The organism is Bartonella krasnovii (genome assembly GCF_003606345.3).
Lineage (GTDB): Bacteria > Pseudomonadota > Alphaproteobacteria > Rhizobiales > Rhizobiaceae > Bartonella > Bartonella krasnovii.
Genome location: NZ_CP031844.2, coordinates 781,540 through 804,660 on the forward strand (window position 1 = coordinate 781,540; position 23,121 = coordinate 804,660).

At 37.3% G+C, this 23,121-nt stretch carries 16 protein-coding genes; 8 read left to right on the forward strand and 8 right to left on the reverse strand.

Going from position 1 to position 23,121, the window contains the following annotated elements:
- Nucleotides 1-56 precede the first annotated feature (56 nt).
- Complete coding sequence (locus D1092_RS03195; protein ID WP_120122152.1) at nucleotides 57-1,316, reverse strand: ATP-grasp domain-containing protein; 1,260 nt, start codon at nucleotides 1,314-1,316, stop codon at nucleotides 57-59.
- Nucleotides 1,313-2,173, reverse strand: a complete 861-nt coding sequence (locus tag D1092_RS03200; RefSeq protein WP_241436485.1) for a DMT family transporter — start codon at nucleotides 2,171-2,173, stop codon at nucleotides 1,313-1,315. Before D1092_RS03200 ends, D1092_RS03195 begins: the two co-directional genes overlap by 4 nt.
- A gap of 581 nt (nucleotides 2,174-2,754) precedes the next feature.
- On the opposite strand from D1092_RS03200, the gene D1092_RS03210 reads away from it, so the two are divergent.
- Nucleotides 2,755-3,537 carry an ATP12 family chaperone protein gene (locus D1092_RS03210; protein ID WP_120122154.1) on the forward strand — a complete coding sequence of 261 codons (783 nt, stop codon included), beginning with the start codon at nucleotides 2,755-2,757 and terminating at the stop codon, nucleotides 3,535-3,537.
- 32 nt (nucleotides 3,538-3,569) lie between these two features.
- Here D1092_RS03210 and D1092_RS03215 read toward each other — a convergent pair whose 3' ends face one another.
- The 4 genes from D1092_RS03215 to uvrA form a co-directional block, all read right to left on the reverse strand.
- Nucleotides 3,570-4,121, reverse strand: a complete 552-nt coding sequence (locus tag D1092_RS03215; protein ID WP_120122155.1) for a hypothetical protein — start codon at nucleotides 4,119-4,121, stop codon at nucleotides 3,570-3,572.
- A gap of 156 nt (nucleotides 4,122-4,277) precedes the next feature.
- Entirely contained in the window at nucleotides 4,278-5,687 is a 1,410-nt protein-coding gene (gene glnA / locus D1092_RS03220; protein ID WP_120122156.1) for a type I glutamate--ammonia ligase, read from the reverse strand.
- 56 nt (nucleotides 5,688-5,743) lie between these two features.
- The gene (locus tag D1092_RS03225; protein WP_015856528.1) at nucleotides 5,744-6,082 is read right to left on the reverse strand and encodes a P-II family nitrogen regulator; all 339 of its coding nucleotides are present in this window, start codon (nucleotides 6,080-6,082) and stop codon (nucleotides 5,744-5,746) included.
- A gap of 832 nt (nucleotides 6,083-6,914) precedes the next feature.
- Nucleotides 6,915-9,830 (reverse strand): excinuclease ABC subunit UvrA, encoded by a 2,916-nt coding sequence (gene uvrA, locus D1092_RS03230; RefSeq protein ID WP_120122157.1) that lies wholly within the window; start codon nucleotides 9,828-9,830, stop codon nucleotides 6,915-6,917.
- 330 nt (nucleotides 9,831-10,160) lie between these two features.
- On the opposite strand from uvrA, the gene ssb reads away from it, so the two are divergent.
- From ssb to D1092_RS03265, 7 genes are all read left to right on the forward strand, one after another.
- Nucleotides 10,161-10,670 (forward strand): single-stranded DNA-binding protein, encoded by a 510-nt coding sequence (gene ssb, locus D1092_RS03235; RefSeq protein ID WP_120122158.1) that lies wholly within the window; start codon nucleotides 10,161-10,163, stop codon nucleotides 10,668-10,670.
- Nucleotides 10,671-10,898: 228 nt separating this feature from the next.
- Nucleotides 10,899-13,682, forward strand: a complete 2,784-nt coding sequence (gyrA, locus tag D1092_RS03240) for a DNA gyrase subunit A (protein WP_120122159.1) — start codon at nucleotides 10,899-10,901, stop codon at nucleotides 13,680-13,682.
- 21 nt (nucleotides 13,683-13,703) lie between these two features.
- Nucleotides 13,704-14,225, forward strand: coding sequence for a pantetheine-phosphate adenylyltransferase (gene coaD / locus D1092_RS03245; RefSeq protein WP_120122160.1), 522 nt, complete (start codon nucleotides 13,704-13,706; stop codon nucleotides 14,223-14,225).
- On the forward strand, nucleotides 14,215-14,808 hold the full coding sequence (locus tag D1092_RS03250; protein ID WP_120122161.1) for a peptidylprolyl isomerase: 594 nt from the start codon (nucleotides 14,215-14,217) through the stop codon (nucleotides 14,806-14,808). Before coaD ends, D1092_RS03250 begins: the two co-directional genes overlap by 11 nt.
- Nucleotides 14,809-14,827: 19 nt before the next feature.
- On the forward strand, nucleotides 14,828-15,340 hold the full coding sequence (locus tag D1092_RS03255; protein ID WP_120122162.1) for a peptidylprolyl isomerase: 513 nt from the start codon (nucleotides 14,828-14,830) through the stop codon (nucleotides 15,338-15,340).
- A gap of 1,063 nt (nucleotides 15,341-16,403) precedes the next feature.
- On the forward strand, nucleotides 16,404-17,522 hold the full coding sequence (gene tgt / locus D1092_RS03260) for a tRNA guanosine(34) transglycosylase Tgt (protein ID WP_120122774.1): 1,119 nt from the start codon (nucleotides 16,404-16,406) through the stop codon (nucleotides 17,520-17,522).
- Nucleotides 17,523-18,715: 1,193 nt separating this feature from the next.
- Nucleotides 18,716-19,915: an MFS transporter gene (locus D1092_RS03265; RefSeq protein WP_120122163.1), complete on the forward strand. Its 1,200-nt coding sequence runs from the start codon at nucleotides 18,716-18,718 to the stop codon at nucleotides 19,913-19,915.
- 38 nt (nucleotides 19,916-19,953) lie between these two features.
- Here D1092_RS03265 and D1092_RS03270 read toward each other — a convergent pair whose 3' ends face one another.
- Both D1092_RS03270 and D1092_RS03275 read right to left on the reverse strand, forming a co-directional pair.
- Complete coding sequence (locus D1092_RS03270) at nucleotides 19,954-21,384, reverse strand: MFS transporter (RefSeq protein WP_120122164.1); 1,431 nt, start codon at nucleotides 21,382-21,384, stop codon at nucleotides 19,954-19,956.
- Nucleotides 21,385-21,500: 116 nt separating this feature from the next.
- Nucleotides 21,501-22,715, reverse strand: a complete 1,215-nt coding sequence (locus D1092_RS03275) for an NADP-dependent isocitrate dehydrogenase (RefSeq protein ID WP_120122165.1) — start codon at nucleotides 22,713-22,715, stop codon at nucleotides 21,501-21,503.
- Nucleotides 22,716-23,121: the final 406 nt, after the last annotated feature.

Below are 23,121 nucleotides of genomic sequence, written 5' to 3' on the forward strand. Positions count from 1 at the left end.
ATTGATAAGATTCATATCGACATTAAGAGTAAGTAGAAATATCTCTATCAGGTTATTTAAATATAAGATTTCCATATGATTCTTAAGGTGTCATCAAGCCATTCGTGGTAATCGCGTGCTTCTTGATCTGAGGCATGAACAGAGAAAATAAAACCAGGATATCCACCAAATGCTGGTGGAGGTAGTGAAAAATGATCGGTTTCAAAGAAAATTATAGTTCTAGCAGTTTGAGGATGTTGTGCAACTTTATCTAGACCTGAAAATCCACAAAAGCGCCCATGACCACAAAGAGGAATAATATAATTTGCAGCCACTTTTTTAGCTGGGAGTATATCAGGAAGGTTTGGATTTGGTTCAGCTAAAGCGGCATTCATACAGAGTTTTGCAAATGAAATTCCTGTACCTTGCTCCACAATAAAATGGGAGACACCCGATCCACCAATACGAGCACCGATCTCAATGATATAAGGTAAGTTATTGGCATCTAGGCGTAGCTCTACATGGGCAGCACCCATATTTATACCAAGAGCTTTTACTCCAGAGCATGCAACTTCACATAAAGCAATAACGAGAGGATCATCTATATCACGGCGTTGACGATAAATTGTTTCTTCAAACCATGGTCCTTCAGGTTGTCCTTTGTCACCAACGGCTAGAACATGTACACCTGCTGTATCAACAAAGCATTCTACGACGAACTCTTTTCCTGGCAAATATTGTTCTACTACTAAGCCTAAAGGCTTCTTTGTATCGTTAAAACGTGCCATGTCTTTATGCTGAACATTCCATACTGCTTTGACGAGATCAGGAAGTTCGGCGGAATTTTTAGCTAACATTACGCCTGTACTCGCCCATCCAGAGACGGGTTTAATAACGAGCGGATACTCCAAGGAATGTGCTTGTGAAAGGTCTTCTGGATTATCTATATAAAAGAATCTTGGGGTTCTAAGCCCTGCTTTAGCAAAAGCTTGACGCATGAGATATTTGTTGCGGGTTAATGCTGCTACTTCTGGTTCAATACTTGGAGTATTGATTTTTTTTGCAGCCAAAGCTGTCCATAGGATGGCTTCTTCGCGAAGGGTCATAACCCCAGCAATATTACGTTCTTTTACACCTGTTGCAAAAGTGTCTAAAGCTGCTTCTGGGTTATCAAAAACAGGAAGTTGCCAAGTTGAAGTAACTGCTGTGGGGAGTTGAATAGGAGTGCTTTCAGCGGTATCATAGATCATGACTAATTCGATATTAGCGGTTTGTGCTGCTTCAAATATAAAGGGTAATTTTGCATTGCGTTGGCAAACTAACGCGAGTTTTTTCATTTTATTTCCTCATTAAATTTGGAATTTTTGGCACGATGTTTCTGTTGCCATCCAGATACCTTTGATGCATCTATAAATAAGAGTGTCATTCCTATAGCGGCCATTATCATGGCAATTATTTTGATCATATTGAGAGAAGGGCTCGAGCCGATGATCCATTCACACGTAACCACTGCAAAAGGAGATAATACGCCAATAGTGTTGGCATATAATACGCCTCCCTCAGCTAAAACTTTTTGGTACAATACGTAAACGGGTGCCGAACAAACAGTTCCTAAAATCAATATCTTAAGTATATCTTCTAAATTAAGATATAAGAGTGGAGCAGGATCAAAAATGAATAATGGCATAAATGACACTGCAGAAATTGTCGTGATCCAAGCCAATGAGGTGAGCAAAGGTAAATTTTTAAGATAACGTTTAGACAATAAGCCATAAGCAGAGTAAGAAAGCGCTGCTGTTAAAGCAAGAGCTATGCCTATTAGGCTGTAATATCCCACCTCTACACTGTTTATATTAAATGCTATAGCCGCTACACTGACAATGATCATACCGATAAGCTTGAACCATGAAAACATAAGACTATTCGTCAGTGTTCCCAATATATAGGTAATTCCTGGAATAGTGGCTAAAACCATGGTTAAATCACTGGCTTTGAGTGATTTTAATGCACCAAAACTGCAGACAAAATATAGCGAAAATCCTAACACCGATAGAATTAAAAAAGAAGGTATCATAGAAAGTAATGGGAGGGATCTGAAAACAGCTTTCTCACGAAAAAGTGCTATCACCCATAAGGTGGCAGCAGTGGCAAACAACCTCAGTCCAACCGCATGCATGACTGGTATATTGCTCACCAAATTCTTAGATAATAACCAACTTATGGAAAACAATGCGAGAATGGCAAAGGTAAATAAGAATAACCGTCCTTTTAAGAAATTCAACGATTTAATCCCCCAATAACGCGCTGCACATAGTGTGATGTCGAAAAATTAAATCTTGACTGTGAAGTTTGCGGCTTTCCAAGATTATTTTGGATATAATCTTTAGCTCCTGCCAAATAAGCGTCATCATCTAATGTTTCAAGTGCTTCTATATATGCAATTATCAGCGATATTACTTTCTTAAGATGCTCTAAGCCAAATTGAAGATAACCTTGATCCGTTGCAACAAACTTTTGTTACGAATCAATATTTCTAAAAGAAATGTATAGGAAAAATAAATTATTTTACAAAACTATTCTAACAACTGTTGCTGTATATATGAAGAAGAGCATTGTCTTGTTTGTTCAAATAAAGGATATATTGAAAAATCGGTTTGGATTAATAAATTTTTTTCCCTTCTTGTAAGATAGAGAAAGGAATCAATTTAAACCTTAAATCCAATATATAGAGCTTTAAAAATAAGTCGTTTTTTGAAATATCAGAGGTAAAACAATATGCGTGAAATTTTGAATCATTTTGATAGGTCCTTGAATCAAAATAGTTCTGTCCAGAAGAGTCAAAGTCTTTCATGCCAACCACATCCAAAACGATTTTATAGAGAAGTGAAGATTGCTTGTGAGGAGGGAGGCTTTACGATCTTATTAGATGAACGTCCCGTTAAAACGCCTGCAAAGCGTCATTTTCTTGTGCCAACGCAAGTGTTTGCTGAATTCATTGCTCAGGAATTTGAGAGTCAAAAGAACGTTGTTGATCCAGCAACAATGCCGATGACGCGTCTTGTTAACACTGTTATTGATGGTATTGCTGATGATATGCAGGCTGTTTTTGAAGATTTATTGCGTTTTGTTGCTTGTGATATGATTTTTTATCGTGCACAAACTCCTAAAGAGTTGGTACAACGGCAATGTAAACAATGGGATCCTTTATTGGATTGGGCAGAAGAAAAACTAGGAGCACGCTTTTACTTGACAGAAGGGCTGATACATGTGGAACAATCACCAGAAGCACTTCAAGCTGTGAGCCATTATTTACGCAGCGTTGAATCCCCCTATATGCTTGCTGCACTCCATGTGATGACAACTTTAACGGGATCTGCTCTTATTGCTCTTGCGGTCGCTGCGGAAAAAATTGATGCGGATCATGCTTGGTCTATTGCTCATTTAGATGAAGATTGGATGATGGAACAATGGGGAACGGATAAAGAGACAATGGTACGCCGTGCTCATAAAAAAATTGAATTTAATGCCGCTGTTACAATTGTTAGAACTTGTTTATAAGGTTAAATCTTTTATTTATATATTTTCTCCGATCATTGTATTTTTGTAATTTTTAAAGGATTGATTTTTACTTTTTCAAGTCCAGGGAATACTTCGTCGATTACATTTAAGATTGCGTCGTCATTACCTCGGATAAAATACCACTGGTTATTATAAAGCAGGGCAATAATTTCAGTTTGAATAGAGCATTTTTTTCTAGCATTTGTTGTGGTTACAAGCTCTATGGGTATAACAAAATAAGGAATGCCATTATCAAGTTTACCTTCACGTTTTTGTTTTTGGTCAATGTGGATACTTTCAATCTTGTAATTTTCTGCCAACTGTTCGATTTGTCTTTTCATGATTTGTTGAAATTGTGATTGACTAAGATTTTTTTTAGCCGTTAAGCTGTTAATAATTTGGGGGGGAATAGCGTTTAAAATAGCATCTGCATCGGCATTTTTAAGTGCTTTACTATAAGCAGATGTTGCTTTTTCAAGTTCAAGGGTTATGAGTTCTTGGTTTCCAACTGTATGTGCTAGAGTCGTTGATGGGATAAGGGCAATACATAAAAGAATAGAAACGAGAAAACAAATTTTCGGCATTAGAAACCCTGCTAATTAATTTGAAGAGATTCAAAATGATTATAGAGGAAAAGTAGATAAGCAAAAAGCCACTTATGCTTCGTGATGCGGAGAATATCCACAAAAATGGAGGCTTTTGCCTCCATTTTAAAAATTAAAAAAATTCCTATTTATTGTTTAAACAGAATAGTACATATCAAATTCAACAGGATGAGGCGTTGTTTCGTAACGCAAGACTTCTTGCATCTTTACTTGAATAAAGGAATTAATCTGATCATCATCAAAAACATCGCCAGCTTTAAGGAAGCCACGATCTTTGTCGAGCGCTTCAAGTGCTTCACGCAGACTTCCTGAAACGGTAGGGATTTCTTTGAGTTCTTTTAAGGGGAGATCATAAAGATCTTTATCCATAGCATGTCCAGGGTGAATTTTGTTTTTTATGCCATCAAGACCAGCCATTAAGAGGGCTGCAAATGCTAAATAGGGATTTGCTGTTGGGTCTGGAAAACGAACTTCTACGCGTTTTGAATTTGGCGAAGAACTCATTGGAATACGACAAGATGCAGAACGATTACGTGCCGAATAGGCAAGAAGGACAGGAGCTTCATAACCAGGAACCAAACGCTTATAGGAGTTTGTGGATGGATTGGTAAAGGCATTAATTGCTTTTGCGTGCTTAATAACACCACCGATAAAAAATAAACAAGTTTCTGAGAGCCCGGCATATTCATTTCCCGCAAAAATAGGTTTTCCATCTTTCCAAATGGACATATGAACATGCATTCCTGAGCCATTGTCACCAAAAATAGGCTTTGGCATAAAAGTTGCTGTTTTTCCATAACTGTTTGCTATTTGATGCACGACATATTTAAAAATTTGCATCTTATCAGCTTCGCGAACAAGCGTATCAAAACGAATCCCCAATTCATGTTGAGCCGCTGCTACTTCATGATGGTGTTTTTCAACCTGCACGCCCATATCTTTAAGTGCTGTGAGCATTTCAGAACGCATATCTTGGCAGGAATCAATCGGTGGGACAGGAAGATAGCCTCCCTTCATTCGTGGGCGATGTCCTAGATTGCCTGTTTCATATTCCGTATCATCATTGGAAGGAAGTTCACTTGAATCGAGTTTAAATCCTGTATTGTAAGGATCTGTTTTATAGCGCACATCATCAAAGATAAAAAACTCTGCTTCTGGTCCTATATTGATTGTATCTCCAATCCCTAAAGATTTCATATAAACCTCAGCCCTTTTGGCGATAGAACGAGGATCTCTACGATAAAACTCACCAGAGACAGGATCAAGGATATCACAAAATATGACCAAAGTAGATTGAGCAAAAAAGGGATCAATATGTGCTGTTTTGGGATCAGGCATTAAAACCATGTCAGATTCATTAATTGTTTTCCAACCAGCAATTGAAGAACCATCAAACATAACACCATCACTAAAGGTATCCTCGCTGATCTCTGCGATATCCATTGTAATGTGATGCAATTTTCCTCGTGGGTCAGTAAAACGTAAATCAACAAAACGGATTTCGTTGTCTGCAATCTGTTTGATAATATCTGATGCGGTTGTCATATTCAATTTCCTTAATATGGCGTTGAGAGTGATAAAGGTGAATTTTTTGTTGTTTATTAAAGAGCATCGATCCCAGTTTCGTCAGTCCCTATACGAATGGCATCATCAATGGAAAAAACAAATATCTTTCCATCTCCTATATGTTTTGTTTGCGCTGCTTTGCGTATTGCATCAACAGTTTGTTCCAGTTTTTCATCGGATACAACAATCTCAATCTTTACTTTAGGTAGAAAGTCAACAACATATTTTGTACCACGATAAAGTTCTGTATGTTCCCTTTGACGACCAAAACCTTTTGCTTCTGTTACTGTAATACCGTGTAGTCCAATTTTTTGAAGCGCTTCTTTTACTTCATCAAGTTTGAAAGGTTTTATAATGGCTTCAATTTTTTTCATGCTGAAATTATCTCCAACGTTATTTTGTCTTTTTAGACTGCATCACATTATATTGACAACTCTAAGATGTCCAACAGATACTTTGTACACAAAAACTCGAAAACAATTATAGTCTATGCTCTAGGAGGAGGATTTTTTGTAGAATAAAGTGAAATATTATTTTTTGGGAAAAAATTACAATTCCTTGTACAGAATTTAAATAATATAATTAGAATGATATAATAAGAACGTTGAGTTTCTTTTTTATTTAATATAAATTAATTTAAAAAGACCATTCAATATTTCTCATATCGAATGAGAAACTCTAATAGCGTGAGATTTTTTCACTTTAAATCTTTTTATCCTTAATCAATTAAAACAAGTGTCTGGAATTGGCAACACAAATTATTCCGTTTGGGGCATTCCCTCCCTTCGTGAGGAATGAATCCCGTTAAGGAACACGATAAACAAAAGTGTGAAGTAATGTGCAGCCTTTATTATAAGATCTTGCTGTGGATGCTTTTGAAAATCGTCAAGATCAAGATGAATTAAAAGGAGATGGAAAAGATGCAAACTTTTTATATCCTTAAAATTTGTATTCTTCTAAAATTAGGCTATCAGTCATTTCAGATATAAACAAATAGAGGAAAGATACGCAGTTATGCGCACGTTCTTCTATTGGACAATACGAAAACTAAAACAGCTTATAAAGCGCTAAAAATCGTTTCAGCCTTTGCTTTAAACATGCTGCTACACTGGAATGAGATATTAATTTACAAGAAACAATAAAAACACTGTCTTTATTCGTATTATACTGTATCTTACAAGGTAAGTCTTTTAAAAGTAAACCTTTTTAAGAGTTGGAATTGTAGAGAGAGTGGCGCTGTAAAACATCTTTTAGAAATTTTCCCGTATAAGAAGCAGGAATCTTAATAATATCTTCAGGACGTCCAATTGCAACGATTTCACCCCCACGATCTCCACCTTCCGGCCCTAAATCAATAATCCAGTCGGCTGTTTTGATAACGTCAAGGTTATGTTCAATGACAATGACAGTGTTGCCTTGCTCGACCAGTTCATGGAGCACTTCAAGAAGTTTAGAAATATCATGAAAATGCAAACCTGTTGTCGGTTCATCTAAAATATAAAGTGTACGTCCCGTTGTTTTGCGTGAAAGCTCTTTTGCAAGTTTTACACGTTGTGCTTCCCCACCAGAAAGTGTGGTCGCTTGCTGTCCTACTTTTATGTAACCCAATCCTACTTTCATGAGGGTTTCCATTTTATTATGAATAGCGGGAACAGCCTGGAAAAATTCCTCAGCCTTTTCGATTGTCATATCTAAAATATCAGCGATAGATTGCCCTTTGAATTTTATTTCTAGTGTTTCTCGATTATAACGTTTTCCTTTACAGACATCACAAGTTACATAGACATCTGGTAAAAAGTGCATTTCAATTTTGATGACTCCATCACCTTGACAGGCTTCACAGCGTCCTCCTTTAACATTAAATGAAAAACGCCCTGCTTTATAACCACGAGCTTTTGATTCTGGAAGTTCGGCAAACCAATCACGAATCGGTGTAAAAGCGCCTGTATAGGTTGCGGGATTAGAGCGTGGGGTGCGTCCAATAGGGGACTGGTTGATATCAATGACTTTATCAAGAAATTCTAATCCTTCAATTTTATCATAGCTGGCAGGGCTATGATGACTCCCCATGATCTGATGTGATGCTGCTTTGAAGAGCGTTTCAATAAGAAATGTTGATTTTCCTCCTCCAGAAACACCGGTTATGCATGTGAAAGTTCCAAGAGGGATATTTGCACTGATATTTTTAAGGTTATTGCCTTTGGCGCCAATGACTTTAAGGGTTTTCGATTTTGATATTTTGCGTCGTTCTCTCGGCAGTCTAACCGCCATTTTTCCTGAAAGATATTGGCCTGTGAGAGAGGCTGGATTCTCTATAACTTCTTGTGGTGTCCCTTGTGCTATGATTTTACCACCATGAACCCCAGCTGCAGGGCCCATATCAACAACATAGTCTGCTGCGCGAATGGCATCTTCATCATGTTCAACAACAATAACTGTATTACCGAGATCGCGTAAATGGCACAGCATTTCCAAAAGGCGTTCATTATCGCGTTGGTGTAAACCGATGGATGGTTCATCTAAAATATAAAGAACGCCTGTAAGACCAGAACCAATCTGGGAGGCTAGTCGAATACGTTGGCTTTCTCCCCCTGAAAGAGTTCCTGAATTTCGAGATAAGGTAAGATATTCCAATCCTACATGATTTAAAAAAGCTAAGCGTTCGCGAATTTCTTTTAAAATACGTACTGCGATATTACGTTGTTTTTCCGTGAGGTGTTGATGGATGTTGGCAAACCAATCATCTGCTTTTAGAATAGAAAGATCTGATATTTGCCCAATATGCATCCCATGGATTTTCACAGCAAGTGCCTCTGGTTTTAAACGATAACCGTGACAAGCTTCGCAAGGAGAAGAAGACATATAACGCTCAATTTCTTCACGAGACCAAGCAGAATCAGTTTCCTTCCAGCGTCTCTCCATATTGGGGATGATTCCTTCAAAGGGTTGAGTCATTTTATGCAAACCAGAGTTATTTTTGTAGATAAAAGAAATTTCATTTCTTTTTGTACCGTAGAGAATAGCTTGTTGTGCTTCATTAGAGAGTTCACACCACTGATTTGTGAGTTTGAAGTCGTAAGCTTTTCCTAATGCCTCTAGGGTTTGGCTATAATAAAGTGAATCTGATTTAGCCCAAGGGGCAATGGCTCCGTCTTTTAAGGTAAGATTTTTATTTGGTACAATTTTTTGAGGGTCCATTGCCTTTTTGATCCCTAGTCCATCGCAGAGAGGACAGGCTCCAAAAGGATTATTGAATGAAAAGAGTCGTGGTTCAATTTCAGGGATAGAAAAACCTGATACAGGGCAGGAAAACTTTTCTGAAAAAAGAAGCCGTTTGTGTGTATCGTTTTTTGACTTATAAGCAGCTTCTTTGGTTGTCTCTTTTTGTGCCAAGGGTTGGTCGGCCATTTCAGCAATGACAAGTCCATTTGCTAGCTGTAAACAGGTTTCTATACTATCAGCCAAGCGAGAGGTGATATCATTTTGTACAACAATGCGGTCTACCACAACATCGATGTCATGTTTATATTTTTTATCAAGAGGTGGAATATCAGGGATTTCATAAAACTCTCCATCAACTTTAGCGCGCTGAAATCCTTTTCTTAAAAGTTCCGTTAGCTCTTTTTTATATTCTCCCTTTCTACCTCGCACCAAGGGGGCCATAATAAAAATTCGTGTTCCTTCTGGTAAGGACATAATTTGATCAACCATTTGGGTTACCGTTTGGCTTTCAATAGGAAGTCCTGTAGCAGGGGAATGAGGAATACCAATACGAGCAAAGAGGAGACGCATATAGTCGTGGATTTCAGTGACGGTACCGACTGTTGAGCGCGGATTGCGGCTGGTGGTTTTTTGTTCAATGGAGATAGCTGGAGAAAGGCCATCTATGCGATCAACGTCTGGTTTTTGCATGACTTCAAGAAATTGGCGTGCATAAGCCGAAAGGCTTTCGACATAGCGGCGTTGTCCTTCAGCGTAAATTGTATCAAAAGCTAAAGATGATTTTCCTGATCCAGAAAGTCCTGTTACAACAATGAGTTTATCACGAGGCAGATCGAGATCAATATTTTTAAGGTTATGCTCACGTGCACCGCGAATGGAGATATATTTTTGATGAGTCATTTTTTATCCTTGGCATATGTGACGAAAATTAAGCCTCTGAAATGGAATAAAACTGTTTTTTTAGAATTAAAACGTGCTTAACTGCTTTAACGCAAAAAGAAAGTATAAATTTTATGAAAAGAAAATACAAACGAGCAGCTTTTTATTCTCTATTGATGGAATAAACTATGCGTTGTTATCATATTTTGTTATAATTACATTGGATCTAATATTGGGAAGGGTAGCAATATCCATATTGAAGGTCAATTACAAACGTGTAAGTTGAAGGTCAAGATGGTTATAACTGTTCTATAACAGTATTTGACGAATTAAAATTTTGGAGTTTATGCAATGGCTGGTAGCCTTAATAAAGTTATTTTGATTGGTAATCTCGGGGCAGACCCCGAAATCCGCCGTTTGAATTCTGGAGATCAAGTGGCAAATCTGCGTATTGCTACTTCGGAAAGTTGGCGTGATCGGAATACAAATGAGCGAAAGGAACGCACCGAGTGGCATAATATTGTTATTTTTAATGAAAACCTTGTCAAAATTGCAGAGCAATATTTAAAAAAAGGCAGTAAAATTTATATTGAGGGGCAGTTACAGACACGGAAATGGCAAGATCAAAATGGAAATGATCGTTATGCAACAGAGGTTGTTTTGCAAAAATACCGTGGGGAATTACAAATGCTTGATGGGCGTGGGGGAGCTGGTGGGGAGCAAGGAGCAACAAGTCAAGGGGGGAGTTATAGTGGTGGCTTTGCAGATAATAGCTCAAATCAGAGAAATACTTTTGGTCAAAATAATAGCCAAGTGGGAGAAAGTTTTTCTCATAAATTGGATGATGACGTCCCTTTCTAAGGGGGGTAAATTTGAAGTATTACGACTTTTTATGGTTTGTTTATTTTAGATTTTTGAAGTTTAGCGAAGTGGGAAGTGTTTATTATTCGTAGTAATTTTAATATAAATTAGTAATATATTGAAAAATATTGTTAAATTTCTTTTTCGTTATGGGAGAGAAATTAGCATTCTGGTGTATTTTTCGATATAAACAAAGCGAAATGATTCTTTTTTGAAAGTTTTGAAATTGTGACTGATCTTACTCCACAACCAGAACGTGATGTGCTGACTGGTATTGAACCAATTAGCATTATTGATGAAATGCAACGCTCTTATCTCGATTATGCGATGAGTGTCATTGTTTCACGTGCACTCCCTGATGTCCGTGATGGTCTTAAACCTGTTCATCGACGTATCCTTCATGCTATGAATGAGATGGGGCTTGTTTTTAATAAACCGTATCGTAAATCTGCTGGTGTTGTTGGGGAGGTTATGGGAAAATTCCATCCCCATGGTGACGCTTCGATTTATGATGCTTTGGTGCGTATGGCACAGGATTTCTCTTTAAGAAATCCATTAATTGATGGGCAAGGAAATTTTGGTTCTGTTGATGGTGATCCACCAGCGGCAATGCGCTATACGGAGTGTCGTTTAGAAAAAGTCTCAGAAGCACTTTTAGCTGATATTGATAAAGATACTGTTGATTTTCAGGATAATTATGATGGGCGTGAGCGTGAACCGGTCGTCTTACCAGCACGTTTCCCTAATCTTTTGGTTAACGGATCAGGGGGTATTGCTGTGGGAATGGCAACCAATATTCCGCCCCATAATCTTGGTGAAATTATTGATGGTTGTATCGCTCTGATTGATAATCCCAGTATCGCACTCGATCAAATAATTGAAATTATTCCTGGTCCAGACTTTCCTACAGGGGGGATTATTCTAGGACATTCTGGTGTCCGTTCAGCTTATGAAACAGGGCGTGGTTCAATTATTATGCGCGCTAAAGTTGATATTGAAGAAATTCGTAGTGGTCGACAAGCAATTATCGTGAGTGAAATTCCTTATCAAGTTAATAAAGCAACGATGATTGAGAAAATGGCCGAATTGGTGCGCGATAAACGCATCGAAGGAATTTCTGATTTGCGTGACGAATCTGATCGTGATGGATATCGTGTCGTTATTGAGTTGAAGAAAGATGTTATTGCGGAGGTTGTTTTAAACCAATTATATCGTTATACGCCGCTGCAAACTTCTTTTGGTTGTAATATGGTTGCGTTAAATGGAGGAAAACCTGAACAAATGACGTTGCTTGATATGCTTCGTGCATTTGTTTCTTTTCGTGAAGAGGTTGTTAGTCGGCGAACGAAATATCTTTTGCGTAAAGCGCGTGAAAGGGCCCATGTTTTGGTTGGTCTTGCCCTTGCGGTTGCCAATATTGATGAAATCATAGCGCTTATTCGCAAAGCACCAGATCCACAGACAGCACGTACACAATTAATGGAGCGACGCTGGCCTGCTGCGGATGTAGCACCTTTGATTAAACTTATTGATGATCCTCGTCATATTATTCATGAGGATAGTACTTATAATCTTTCTGAAGAGCAGGCGCGTGCTATTTTAGAATTGCGTTTGCAACGTTTGACAGCCCTTGGGCGTGATGAAATTGCTGATGAATTGAATAAAATTGGTGTGGATATTGCTGATTATCTTGATATCTTGGCATCGCGTGTACGCATTATGGGTATTGTTAAAGACGAGTTGAGTGCTCTTCGTGAGGAATTTGCAACACCTCGACGCACTGTGTTTGGTTTTGGTAGTGCTGAGATGGAGAGTGAAGATCTGATCGCGCCAGAGGATATGGTGGTAACAGTGAGCCATAGTGGCTATATTAAGCGCGTCCCTCTTAATACCTATCGTGCACAACGCCGTGGTGGTAAGGGACGTTCTGGTATGTCTACAAAAGATGAGGATTTTGTAACGCGTTTATTTGTCGCTAATACACATACTCCGGTTCTTTTCTTTTCATCACGTGGGATTGTTTATAAGGAAAAAGTTTGGCGACTACCACTGGGGACACCGCAATCGCGCGGACGAGCTTTGATCAATATGCTTCCCTTACAACAAGGCGAACGCATTACAACCATTATGCCTTTGCCAGAAGATGAAGCAAGTTGGAGTGCATTGGATATCATGTTTGCGACAACTCGTGGAACTGTGCGTCGTAATAAGTTATCAGACTTCGTTCAGGTTAATCGTAATGGTAAAATTGCCATGAAACTTGATGAAGAAGATGAAATTCTTTCTGTTGAAACCTGTACAGAACATGATGATGTTGTTCTCACAACTGCGAATGGACAATGTATCCGTTTTCCAGTTGTGGATGTTCGTGTTTTTGCAGGGCGTAATTCTGTAGGGGTTCGTGGTATCAATTTGGCGAAAGGCGATAAAGTTATTTCGATGACAATTTTAGAGCATGTTGAAGCAACGTCTATTGAGCGTTCTACATATATTAAACGTGTGATAAATGAACGGCGTGCTGCTGGTTCAGATGCTGATATTGAAGATATTGTCATTCTTGATGAGGAAGATGGGGGCGCTGAGACAGAGTTAACAGAGGAGCGCTACGCAGAGCTGCAAGCACGTGAACAGATGCTGTTAACCGTGAGTGAGTTTGGTTATGGAAAGCGGTCTTCTTCTTATGAATTCCGTATTTCGGGACGTGGTGGAAAAGGAATTCGTGCGACAGATCCATCTAAAACTTCTGAAATTGGTAAGTTAGTAGCGTCTTTCCCAGTAAAAGCGCAAGATCAAATTATGTTGGTATCAGACGGGGGGCAGCTTATTCGTGTTCCCGTTGATGGTATTCGTATAGCGGGGCGTTCAACTAAGGGGGTAACAATTTTCAATACAGCTGAAGGTGAGAAGGTCGTATCTGTTGAGCGTATTTCTGAATCTGAAGAGGATGATAACCAAGCAGATGATCAGGCGGAAAGACACTCTGATACGGTTGATATGGGTGAAGAAAAATAATTTTGAAAAGTGTAGAGTGAAATGGAAAAAATTGCTCTTTATGCAGGTTCCTTTGATCCTTTTACAAATGGGCATCTTGATATTTTACAACGGAGCTTTGCTTTAGCTGACAAGGTGGTCGTGGCTATAGGGATACAAGTTCAGAAAAAAACTCTTTTTAGTTTTGAAGAACGGGTTGATTTAATTACTGAGGTGGGAAAAGAGTTATTGGGAATAGGTCCTGATCGGTTACAGGTTATTTCATTTGATACTCTTTTGGTTGATAAGGCGCGTGAAATTGGTGCTTCCTTTCTTATTCGTGGGTTGCGTGATGGAACTGACCTTGATTATGAAATGCAAATGGCGGGGATGAACAGTATTATGTCCCCTGAATTGCAAACTGTTTTTTTGCCAGCGAGTGTTTCTGGACGCGTAATAACTTCCACATTGGTACGCCAGATCGCTTCTATGGGAGGTGATGTGACGCCCTTTGTACCTGAAAATATTGCCAGAGCTTTGCACTTAAAATTTCAATCTTCAGAAGAGAGTGATTATGTATCTTAGAATTTTTGCTATTTTGACATGTCTTTTTTGTTTTTTCTCACTAAGTACTGTGGCGAATGATTCTAATGCATCTGATGATTCTAACGTGCTTATTTTATCCCTCAAAAATGGTGATGTGGTGATACGTCTTCGTCCTGATCTCGCACCAAAGCATGTTGAACAAATCAAACGATTAACAAAAGAAGGTGCTTACAACAATGTTGTCTTTCACCGCGTTATTCCAGATTTTATGGCACAGACTGGTGATGTAAAGTTTGGAAAAAAGGGGAGTGCAGACTTTGATCTTAAACGCGTTGGTATGGGAGGTTCCGATTATCCTAATATACCGGCAGAATTTTCAAAGCAGCCATTTAAGCGTGGTACCGTTGGAATGGCACGTTCACAAGATCCAAATTCCGCTAATTCTCAATTCTTCATTTGTTTTGCTGATGCTGCTTTTTTAAATGGTCAGTATACGGTTGTGGGAGAAGTCATAGAGGGAATGGATGTTGTTGATAAAATTAAAAAAGGGTCTACAAGTAATAATGGATCTGTAACAAATCCTGATGTTATTAATACTGCTGTTTTGCAAGCTGATAGATGAATTAAAGGAGACGAGTCTTATGGCCGAAATGAGAGATTTAGAAAATACCTTAATTCTTGAAACAACCAAGGGGAAAGTTGTTATTGAACTTTTGGCTGATTTAGCTCCTGGTCATGTTGCACGTATTAAAGAGCTTGCGCGTGAAGGGGCTTATGATAATGTCATTTTTCACCGTGTTATTGATGGTTTTATGGCGCAGACTGGTGATGTGCAATTTGGAAAGAAGGATAGTGAAAAATTTAATTTATCACGTGCGGGGATGGGTGGTTCAGAGAAACCTGATTTGACAGCGGAGTTTTCCAATCTTTCTCATAAGCGTGGTACGGTTTCTATGGCACGTAGTCAGAATCCGAATTCTGCTAATTCACAGTTTTTTATTTGTTTTGCAGATGCTCCGTGGCTTGATCGTCAATATTCCATATGGGGACAGGTTATTGAGGGGATGGAGAATGTTGATCAAATTAAACGCGGTGAGCCTGTTGTAGATCCTGACGCAATTATTAAAGCTACAATTGCTGCGGATATGAAATAGGGTTATCGATTTCAAATGTAAGAGCACTAAGTGCAGATATTTTCTATCTGGTTGTTATCTTGTGCGCTGTGAAGAATAGTGGTCGTAAAGAGGGTTTGCTATATCTTTTTTCGCATTAAGCTTTGGTACTTTTAGAGGTAATGTGCTTACGTCATGTTGTTCATTCATTATTGATAACGTTTATGTTCTAAGAGGGTGTTAATGTTTGTGTGATGCCGTTAGCCGATCATTTTGATAAGATGAACCTGTTCAACAATAAATGTTTATAACTTATTGTTTTTATCTGTTTTTATATTTTCGCTACGTTGCTTGGAATGTACTTTTATGTGAATAAAGTTTGGAAAATTCTTACCTCGTATAATAGTTTGATTGCGTGCATTTGTTTGGATGAAAGGATAGTTTTGCTTTGTTTTTCTTGAAAGCAGATAGGAGAAATTTATCGTATCTGTGTTTTGGGAAAAATTTCTTATGAAGGCAATATTCATTTTAAATGTAATATATGTTGCGCGCGTATTGTGTGAAGAGTGTGTTTAGATTTTAAAGATAAAGTGTGAATTTTTTATTTGTAAAAAAGTGATAGGCTATTCTTCACGGATTTACATTTTATGAGGAGATTATAGAAAAATTCTAGGCTGTTTACGTTTCATATATAGGCAGAATTTTATCTATCAGGGTAAAACAGATATAAGGTTATATGCAATATTTTAGAGACTTCTTCTATTCCATGCAAAATTCTCTAGATATTATCATTATTAAAAGTATGTGAAAGTAAGATTGTTACTCTTAAAAAGTAATCTCACAACTCTTTGAAATTGAAAAGAAATAAACTAGATATCTTGGCGCGTTATATTGTTAGGTTTTACTGAGAAATGAGATTATCACGCTGATTATAATCATCACTTGGTTGTGAAGATTTCTTTATCTCGTTTCACTTTTTATGCTAGTGACATCGTTTAGCAAATCAAGAATCAATCCATAAAGTTTATGATGCTACTGGTCAAGAGAGGTATAGCTTTTCTTTCTATGGCAAGATGAATTTATGGAAGATAAAAAGACGAGAGTGATGATAAAGACATTTCATTATAGAAAGATTGCTCAGGATGGCTATGCCCGTCGTGGTGAAATTATAACGGGTCGTGGGTGTGTTCGTACACCTGCCTTTATGCCTGTGGGGACGGCAGGAACCATTAAGGCTATGTATATGGATCAAATACGTGATCTTGGGGCGGATATTATTTTAGGTAATACTTATCATTTAATGTTACGTCCTGGAGCCGAGCGTGTTGCACGTTTAGGAGGCTTACATAAATTTTCACGCTGGAATGGACCTATTTTAACCGATTCTGGTGGTTTTCAGGTTATGTCATTGGCAGGCATCCGTAAAATTAACGAACAAGGTGTGATTTTTCGCTCTTATATTAATGGAGCCTACTATGAAATGAGTCCAGAACGTTCTATCGAAATTCAAGGACTTCTTGATGCGGATATCCAGATGCAGTTGGATCAATGTATTGCATTACCCGCAAGTGAAAAAGAGATGGAAGAAGCTATGGAACTTTCATTACGTTGGGCACAACGTTGTAAAATAGCTTTTGGGGATCAGCCAGAAAAAGCATTGTTTGGGATTGTTCAAGGGGGTGATAATATGAAACTGCGTGAACGTTCTGCTCAAGCATTAAAAGAAATGGATTTAAAGGGTTATGCTATTGGAGGACTTGCTGTTGGTGAACCGCAGAGTGTTATGACAGCAGTGCTGGATGCTACTTGTCCGATTTTGCCAGAGAATAAACCGCGCTATCTTATGGGAGTGGGGACACCTGATGATATTTTACAAAGTGTTGCACGTGGTATTGATATGTTTGATTGTGTTATGCCAACGCGTGCAGGACGTCATGGTTTAGCTTTTACGCGCTTTGGTAGAATTAATTTACGTAATGCGCGTTATGCAGAGGATCCCCATCCTCTTGATTCACAGTCTCTTTGTCCGGCAACAAATGATTATAGTTGTGCTTATTTGCATCATTTGATCAAATCTGGTGAATCCCTTGGTGGTATGTTGTTGACCTGGAATAATCTTTTTTATTACCAACAATTGATGCAAGGAATTCGTGACGCCATTGAAGAAGCTTGTTATGCTGATTTTTGTGCTGAAACGCGTGCTCTATGGGCACAAGGACGCTAAAACACTCATCTCATATAGTATTTTATTTTTTTACTTACAAATTTTGCTAAAAAAATAAAATTAGAAATACCTTCTAAAAAATAAAATTGCACTATCTTAAAACGTAAAGGTATTATTTTATGGGGTATATATTCCTTTTGGAATGATCATATAAAACAGAAACTGTTACTCCGGTACGCGCTACCTGATCCGGAGAAAAACAGTTTATTTCTGTTTCTGATGAGTATTTAAAACAACAATGTTAATGAGGCGTTAGCGAACTCTTAAAGAAGTATGAAAATTGTATTTTTATGAGTTCTTTTGTATTTTTTATTGATTAAGGTAAAGAATGTGTTACATGCAAAATAACAGATAAATCCTTAGAAAATTAAAGTAATAATAAATTAATATTATAATATTTAAAGGTTACAAATCACATTTTATTATTTTTATAACATTAATATAATTATTATTTACAATATAATTAAAGATCAATAAATATTTTTAAACGAAAAATTATCGTATTTACTTTGTATTATACTTATATAAAGCCATAATATATTATGTAAATATTTAAAATTTACAGATAGTGAATTAGATCAAAAAAGATCTTATGCTATTTCTCTATGAGATGAGATAGGGATAAATATCTCTAGAATAGGATTATTTAATCAATGGAGAAATTAAGCACGATTATCATGAGAATTTTTAAAAGATTCTGTTAATCCATAAGATAGCATACGCATTGAAATTATAGTTTATCAATTTAGAGAGGATGCATTTAGGTCATAAAAACGGAGAAATAATAAATTAGGCAGAAGTTTTTATCTTTGTATCAAGATAATGATGAGATATTATTCACCTGTTTGGAATGTATTCTTCGATAAATTTTAGAATTTTTTATAGCGTGTGATATATCGTTCTAAATAAAGATTTAGGATAAAATTGAAACTGCTGGAAAAAGGAGACAAAGTTTATTATCCTGGGTTTATTATCTGGCAGCTCTTATAAAAATAGTTGAATACATCTATAACCGTTTGTTTTTTTAAAGATCTTTTATTAAAGAATCTTACTGAAAATTTCATAAAATACTTATATATCAAAATGTTTCTAAAACTTTATTGAGGACGATTTGCTACGCGTATAACAATGTTTTGAATTTTTTTCCGTATTACAGATATCTACAGAAAAAATTCTTATCCAGAAGTGATGATATGAAGGATTCTCATAAACAAAACATTCTTGCATTGGAAATTGATTCGAGAATACGGCGTTTAGCAATTTTAGCCCTTGCAGTGGGAAGTTTTGCTATCGGGACGGCAGAGTTTGTTGCAATGGGGCTTCTACCAGAGATGGCACGAAGTTCATATGTTGATATTCCTACTGCGGGTCAATATATTTCTGCTTATGCATTAGGGGTTGTGGTGGGAGCTCCTCTTTTGGCTGTTGCAACGGCTCAATTTTCACGTAAAACTGTTTTGATAGGGTTGATGTTTTTTTATGCCTTAGCAAATATTGCGAGTTCTTTTTTTTCTGATTTTAGCATATTAGTCGTATTACGCTTTCTCAGTGGTCTTCCCCATGGGATCTATTTCGGACTTGCGGCTATGGTTGCCTCTTCAATGGTGGAAATGAATGAACGTTCTAAAGCTGTTGGGTCTGTTATGCTTGGCTTAACTATTGCAACCGTTTTAGGAGCACCAAGTGCAACTTGGATTGGTCAACTTATTGGTTGGCAGATTGCTTTCATTCTTGTGGGTATGATTGCTTTATTATGTTGTTTACTTATTTGGAATTTTTTGCCTTACGATTTCAGGACTAAAAGAACGAGTCCTTTACGCGAAATGGGTGCATTAAAGCAAAAGCAGGTGTGGCTTCTTTTAATAATGGTTTCGGTGGGGGCGTCAGGATTATTTTCTGTTTTCACTTATATTAAGTCAACATTAATGCATATTTCTGGTGTTTCGCTTGAGTGGATACCCTTTATCATGCCCTTAGTTGGATTGGGGATGGTGGTAGGAAATCTCTTGGGGCCTAAACTGGCTGTTAAAATAGGCATTTCGCCGATGATATTTTTTTCTATGCTTTGGAGCACATTTGTTTTTTTTCTTTTTTTCTTTTTATCTTATGCTCCGTTAACAGCTGCAATAGGATGCTTTTTGGTTGGAACTTCTTTTGCGGCTATGCCTTCTATACAAACAAAAATTATGGATGTTGCACTACAAGGACAAATTTTGGCAGGAGCATTAATGCAGTCTGCTTTTAATATTGCCAACGCTCTTGGTGCAGAAGCTGGAGCATTGATTTTAAAATTAGGCTATAGTTATGAATATACAGCCGTTTTAGGGAGTATTCTAACTTTTTGCGGATTAATGGTTTTTTGCGTTTCATGGTTTATGGAGAAGCGTGCTTAATATTTTTTTGAGTAGAGAAGAAATTTTTATATTTATTTTTAGTTATTATTGGAACGTCCTGTCGGATTTTTTAATATACAGTGAGAAATGTGCAACGCTAATGGGATAGCAAAACAAGATAAAAGTCCCATGAGTACGATAAGAAGCGTTTTTGCTGCTAAGATCATTCCTATTGTTCCTCCAGGATTAGAGAGACCAGCAAGATTGGTGATAATTCCCGCTAGAGTTGCACTTAAGGCCGCTGAAAATAGTTGTACAGAGGTAAGGGATTCACTTGCACGTAGAGCATCTTCATCATTTGCACATTGTAAGATCCTTGTGAGCAAATGCGGCCACGCTATGCCTGCACTGATCCCAATAGAAAATAGTGCTAAGCAAATAATAAAAATATATTCAAGTGTGGAAATTTCTGTTGGAAGAAACCATAAAAGAATGGTGATTCCTAACAGTTTTAATAAGGGGGAGTATACAATGATGTTGTGAATTTTTCCTGCGGAGATACCAGCACTTGATAGGGCTCCACATGTCCACCCTAGGCTCATAAGTGCTGCTATATAACCAGCAATAAGTGGAGTTTGCCCATGAAGCTCTTGAAGAAAAAGTGGAAAATAAAGTTCTATACTGTATACGACTGTTGTCATAACAAGTATCAATGCGTAAATAGGAAAAATTTCAGAAGAAAAAGAAAAGGTTTTACGGGGCAACATAGGATGAAGGGAAGATGTTTCGATTTTTGCTAGAACAAAGAGAAGACTAAGCCCGATAACGAGCCCGCAGATTTTTGCCATTGTTGACTCCATAGTTCCTCCAACCGAAATGATAAAAATCAATAAGGTGAGTATGAAAAGTTGGAGAAGAGGGAGAGGGAATGTTGGAATATCATTTTCATTCTTTTTGGGTAAAAGTTTAAAGGCGATAAGTGAGAAGAATATAGCAAATACACCAATGATCCAAAAGGATACTCGCCATAGGCCATAATATACAGAAAGCCCTCCAATCGCTGGCCCTAATAAGGTTGATATTCCCCACATTCCAGAAATAACACTTAATGCGTGTGACCATAAAGATGGGTTAAAAAAAATACGTACCATGGAATAGGATAGGGATAACAAAGAACCACTTCCAAGTCCTTGAATAAAGCGTCCTATTAAAAATAATGGCATAGATGAAGAAATGCTGCACAGGAAAGTCCCTAGGGTAAAGATAATTCCAGAGATAACATAAGCGTTACGAGGACCTAATTTTCCTAATATTTTTGTTGCAAGGGAAGTTCCTACGAGAGAAGCTGTAATGAAGACAGTCGCAACCCAAGAATAATATATTTCATTGCCAATATGCTTCATAAGAGAGGGTAAAATAGTAATAACGATATAAACGCTGGTGGCGTGCAACACAACTCCACCTGTAAACGTTAAAAAGCAAAGACCATTTTTACCCAATAGAAGCGTAGACCAGCTTTGTTTTTTCACTGTTTTTGCTATTTAATAAAAGTTTCTTTTCTTTCTATTTATAAGGTAGTTTTTTAAATTCACCAAGAAAAATTCAAAGCTCTATTTAGAGCTTTGAATTTTAATTAAATTATTATTTAATGGTCCATTGTTTTTTTGAGATTTTCATCAATTTTATCGAGAAAACCTGTTGTAGAAAGCCATTTTTGTTTAGGCCCAATCAAAAGCGCGAGATCTTTCGTCATAAAACCTTCTTCAACGGTTTTAATACAAATTTCTTCCAATGTTGTAGCAAAGTTTTTTAATTTATCATTGTTATCCAGTTTGGCACGATGCGCTAATCCACGAGTCCATGCAAAAATAGATGCAATAGAATTTGTTGATGTTTCTTCATTCTTTTGATATTGACGATAGTGGCGTGTTACGGTGCCGTGTGCGGCTTCTGCTTCAACAATTTTACCGTCCGGTGTCATGAGAACGGAAGTCATAAGGCCAAGAGAACCAAAGCCTTGGGCAACAATATCAGATTGAACATCACCATCATAGTTTTTACATGCCCAGACATAGCCTCCTGACCATTTAAGTGCCGAAGCTACCATATCATCAATGAGACGGTGTTCGTAATACAATTTACGGTTTTCAAATTCATCTTTAAATTCCGTATCAAATATTTCTTGAAAGATATCTTTAAAACGGCCATCGTAAGTTTTTAGGATGGTATTTTTTGTTGAAAGATAAACCGGAACATTCCGCTGTAGTCCATAATTAAAAGACGCACGGGCAAAGTCACGAATTGACTCATCAAGGTTATACATTGCCATGGCAACCCCTGCACTTGGGGCATCAAAAACATCATGCTCAATAACTTGATTATCATCACCGACAAATTTAATACTCAATTTTCCTTTGCCTGGAAATTTGAAATCTGTTGCTTTATACTGATCACCAAAAGCATGACGTCCGATAATAATTGGCTTTGTCCAGTTAGGAACAAGGCGGGGGACATTTTTACAGATAATCGGTTCGCGAAAAATAACGCCTCCTAAAATATTGCGGATAGTGCCGTTGGGTGATTTCCACATTTTTTTTAAGTTAAATTCTTTAACACGTGCTTCATCAGGTGTGATGGTTGCGCATTTTATACCAACCCCATATTTTTTGATAGCATTGGCAGAATCGATCGTTACCTGATCATTGGTTGCATCACGGTTTTCGACAGAAAGATCATAATATTTGAGATCAATGTCGAGATAGGGATGGATTAATTTATCTTTGATATATTTCCAGATGATACGGGTCATTTCATCCCCATCGAGTTCAACAACGGGATTTTCTACTTTGATCTTTGCCATTAGAAGTCCTTTTTCTTTTAAGTGATATTACCTTATAGCACTTTCAGGTTTATAATGAAAAGTAAAAACAAGGGGAAAAGGTATGGAAATGTGGGGAGTAGAGTATAAAACTTTATTGAAAAGTCTTTTGAAAAGAAGTGATGTGTTTGCAAATCTATCATCATTGTGTAACTGAAAAAGGCATAATTTAATCAATAAATTAAGGATGTTTCTGGGGAATAGGGATATGCATTTTTATTATCAAATTTTCTATTTAACGATTTGATAAATTGATTGTATTCTCAATGAGGGTTTCTTGAGTTTTTTTCGTGAGTAAGCATCTATTTTTATATCGCCATTTGATCTAAAATGACGGACCGTTTGTTTATAAAAAATTTAATGTGATATAAAAGCCCTGTAATGAGCG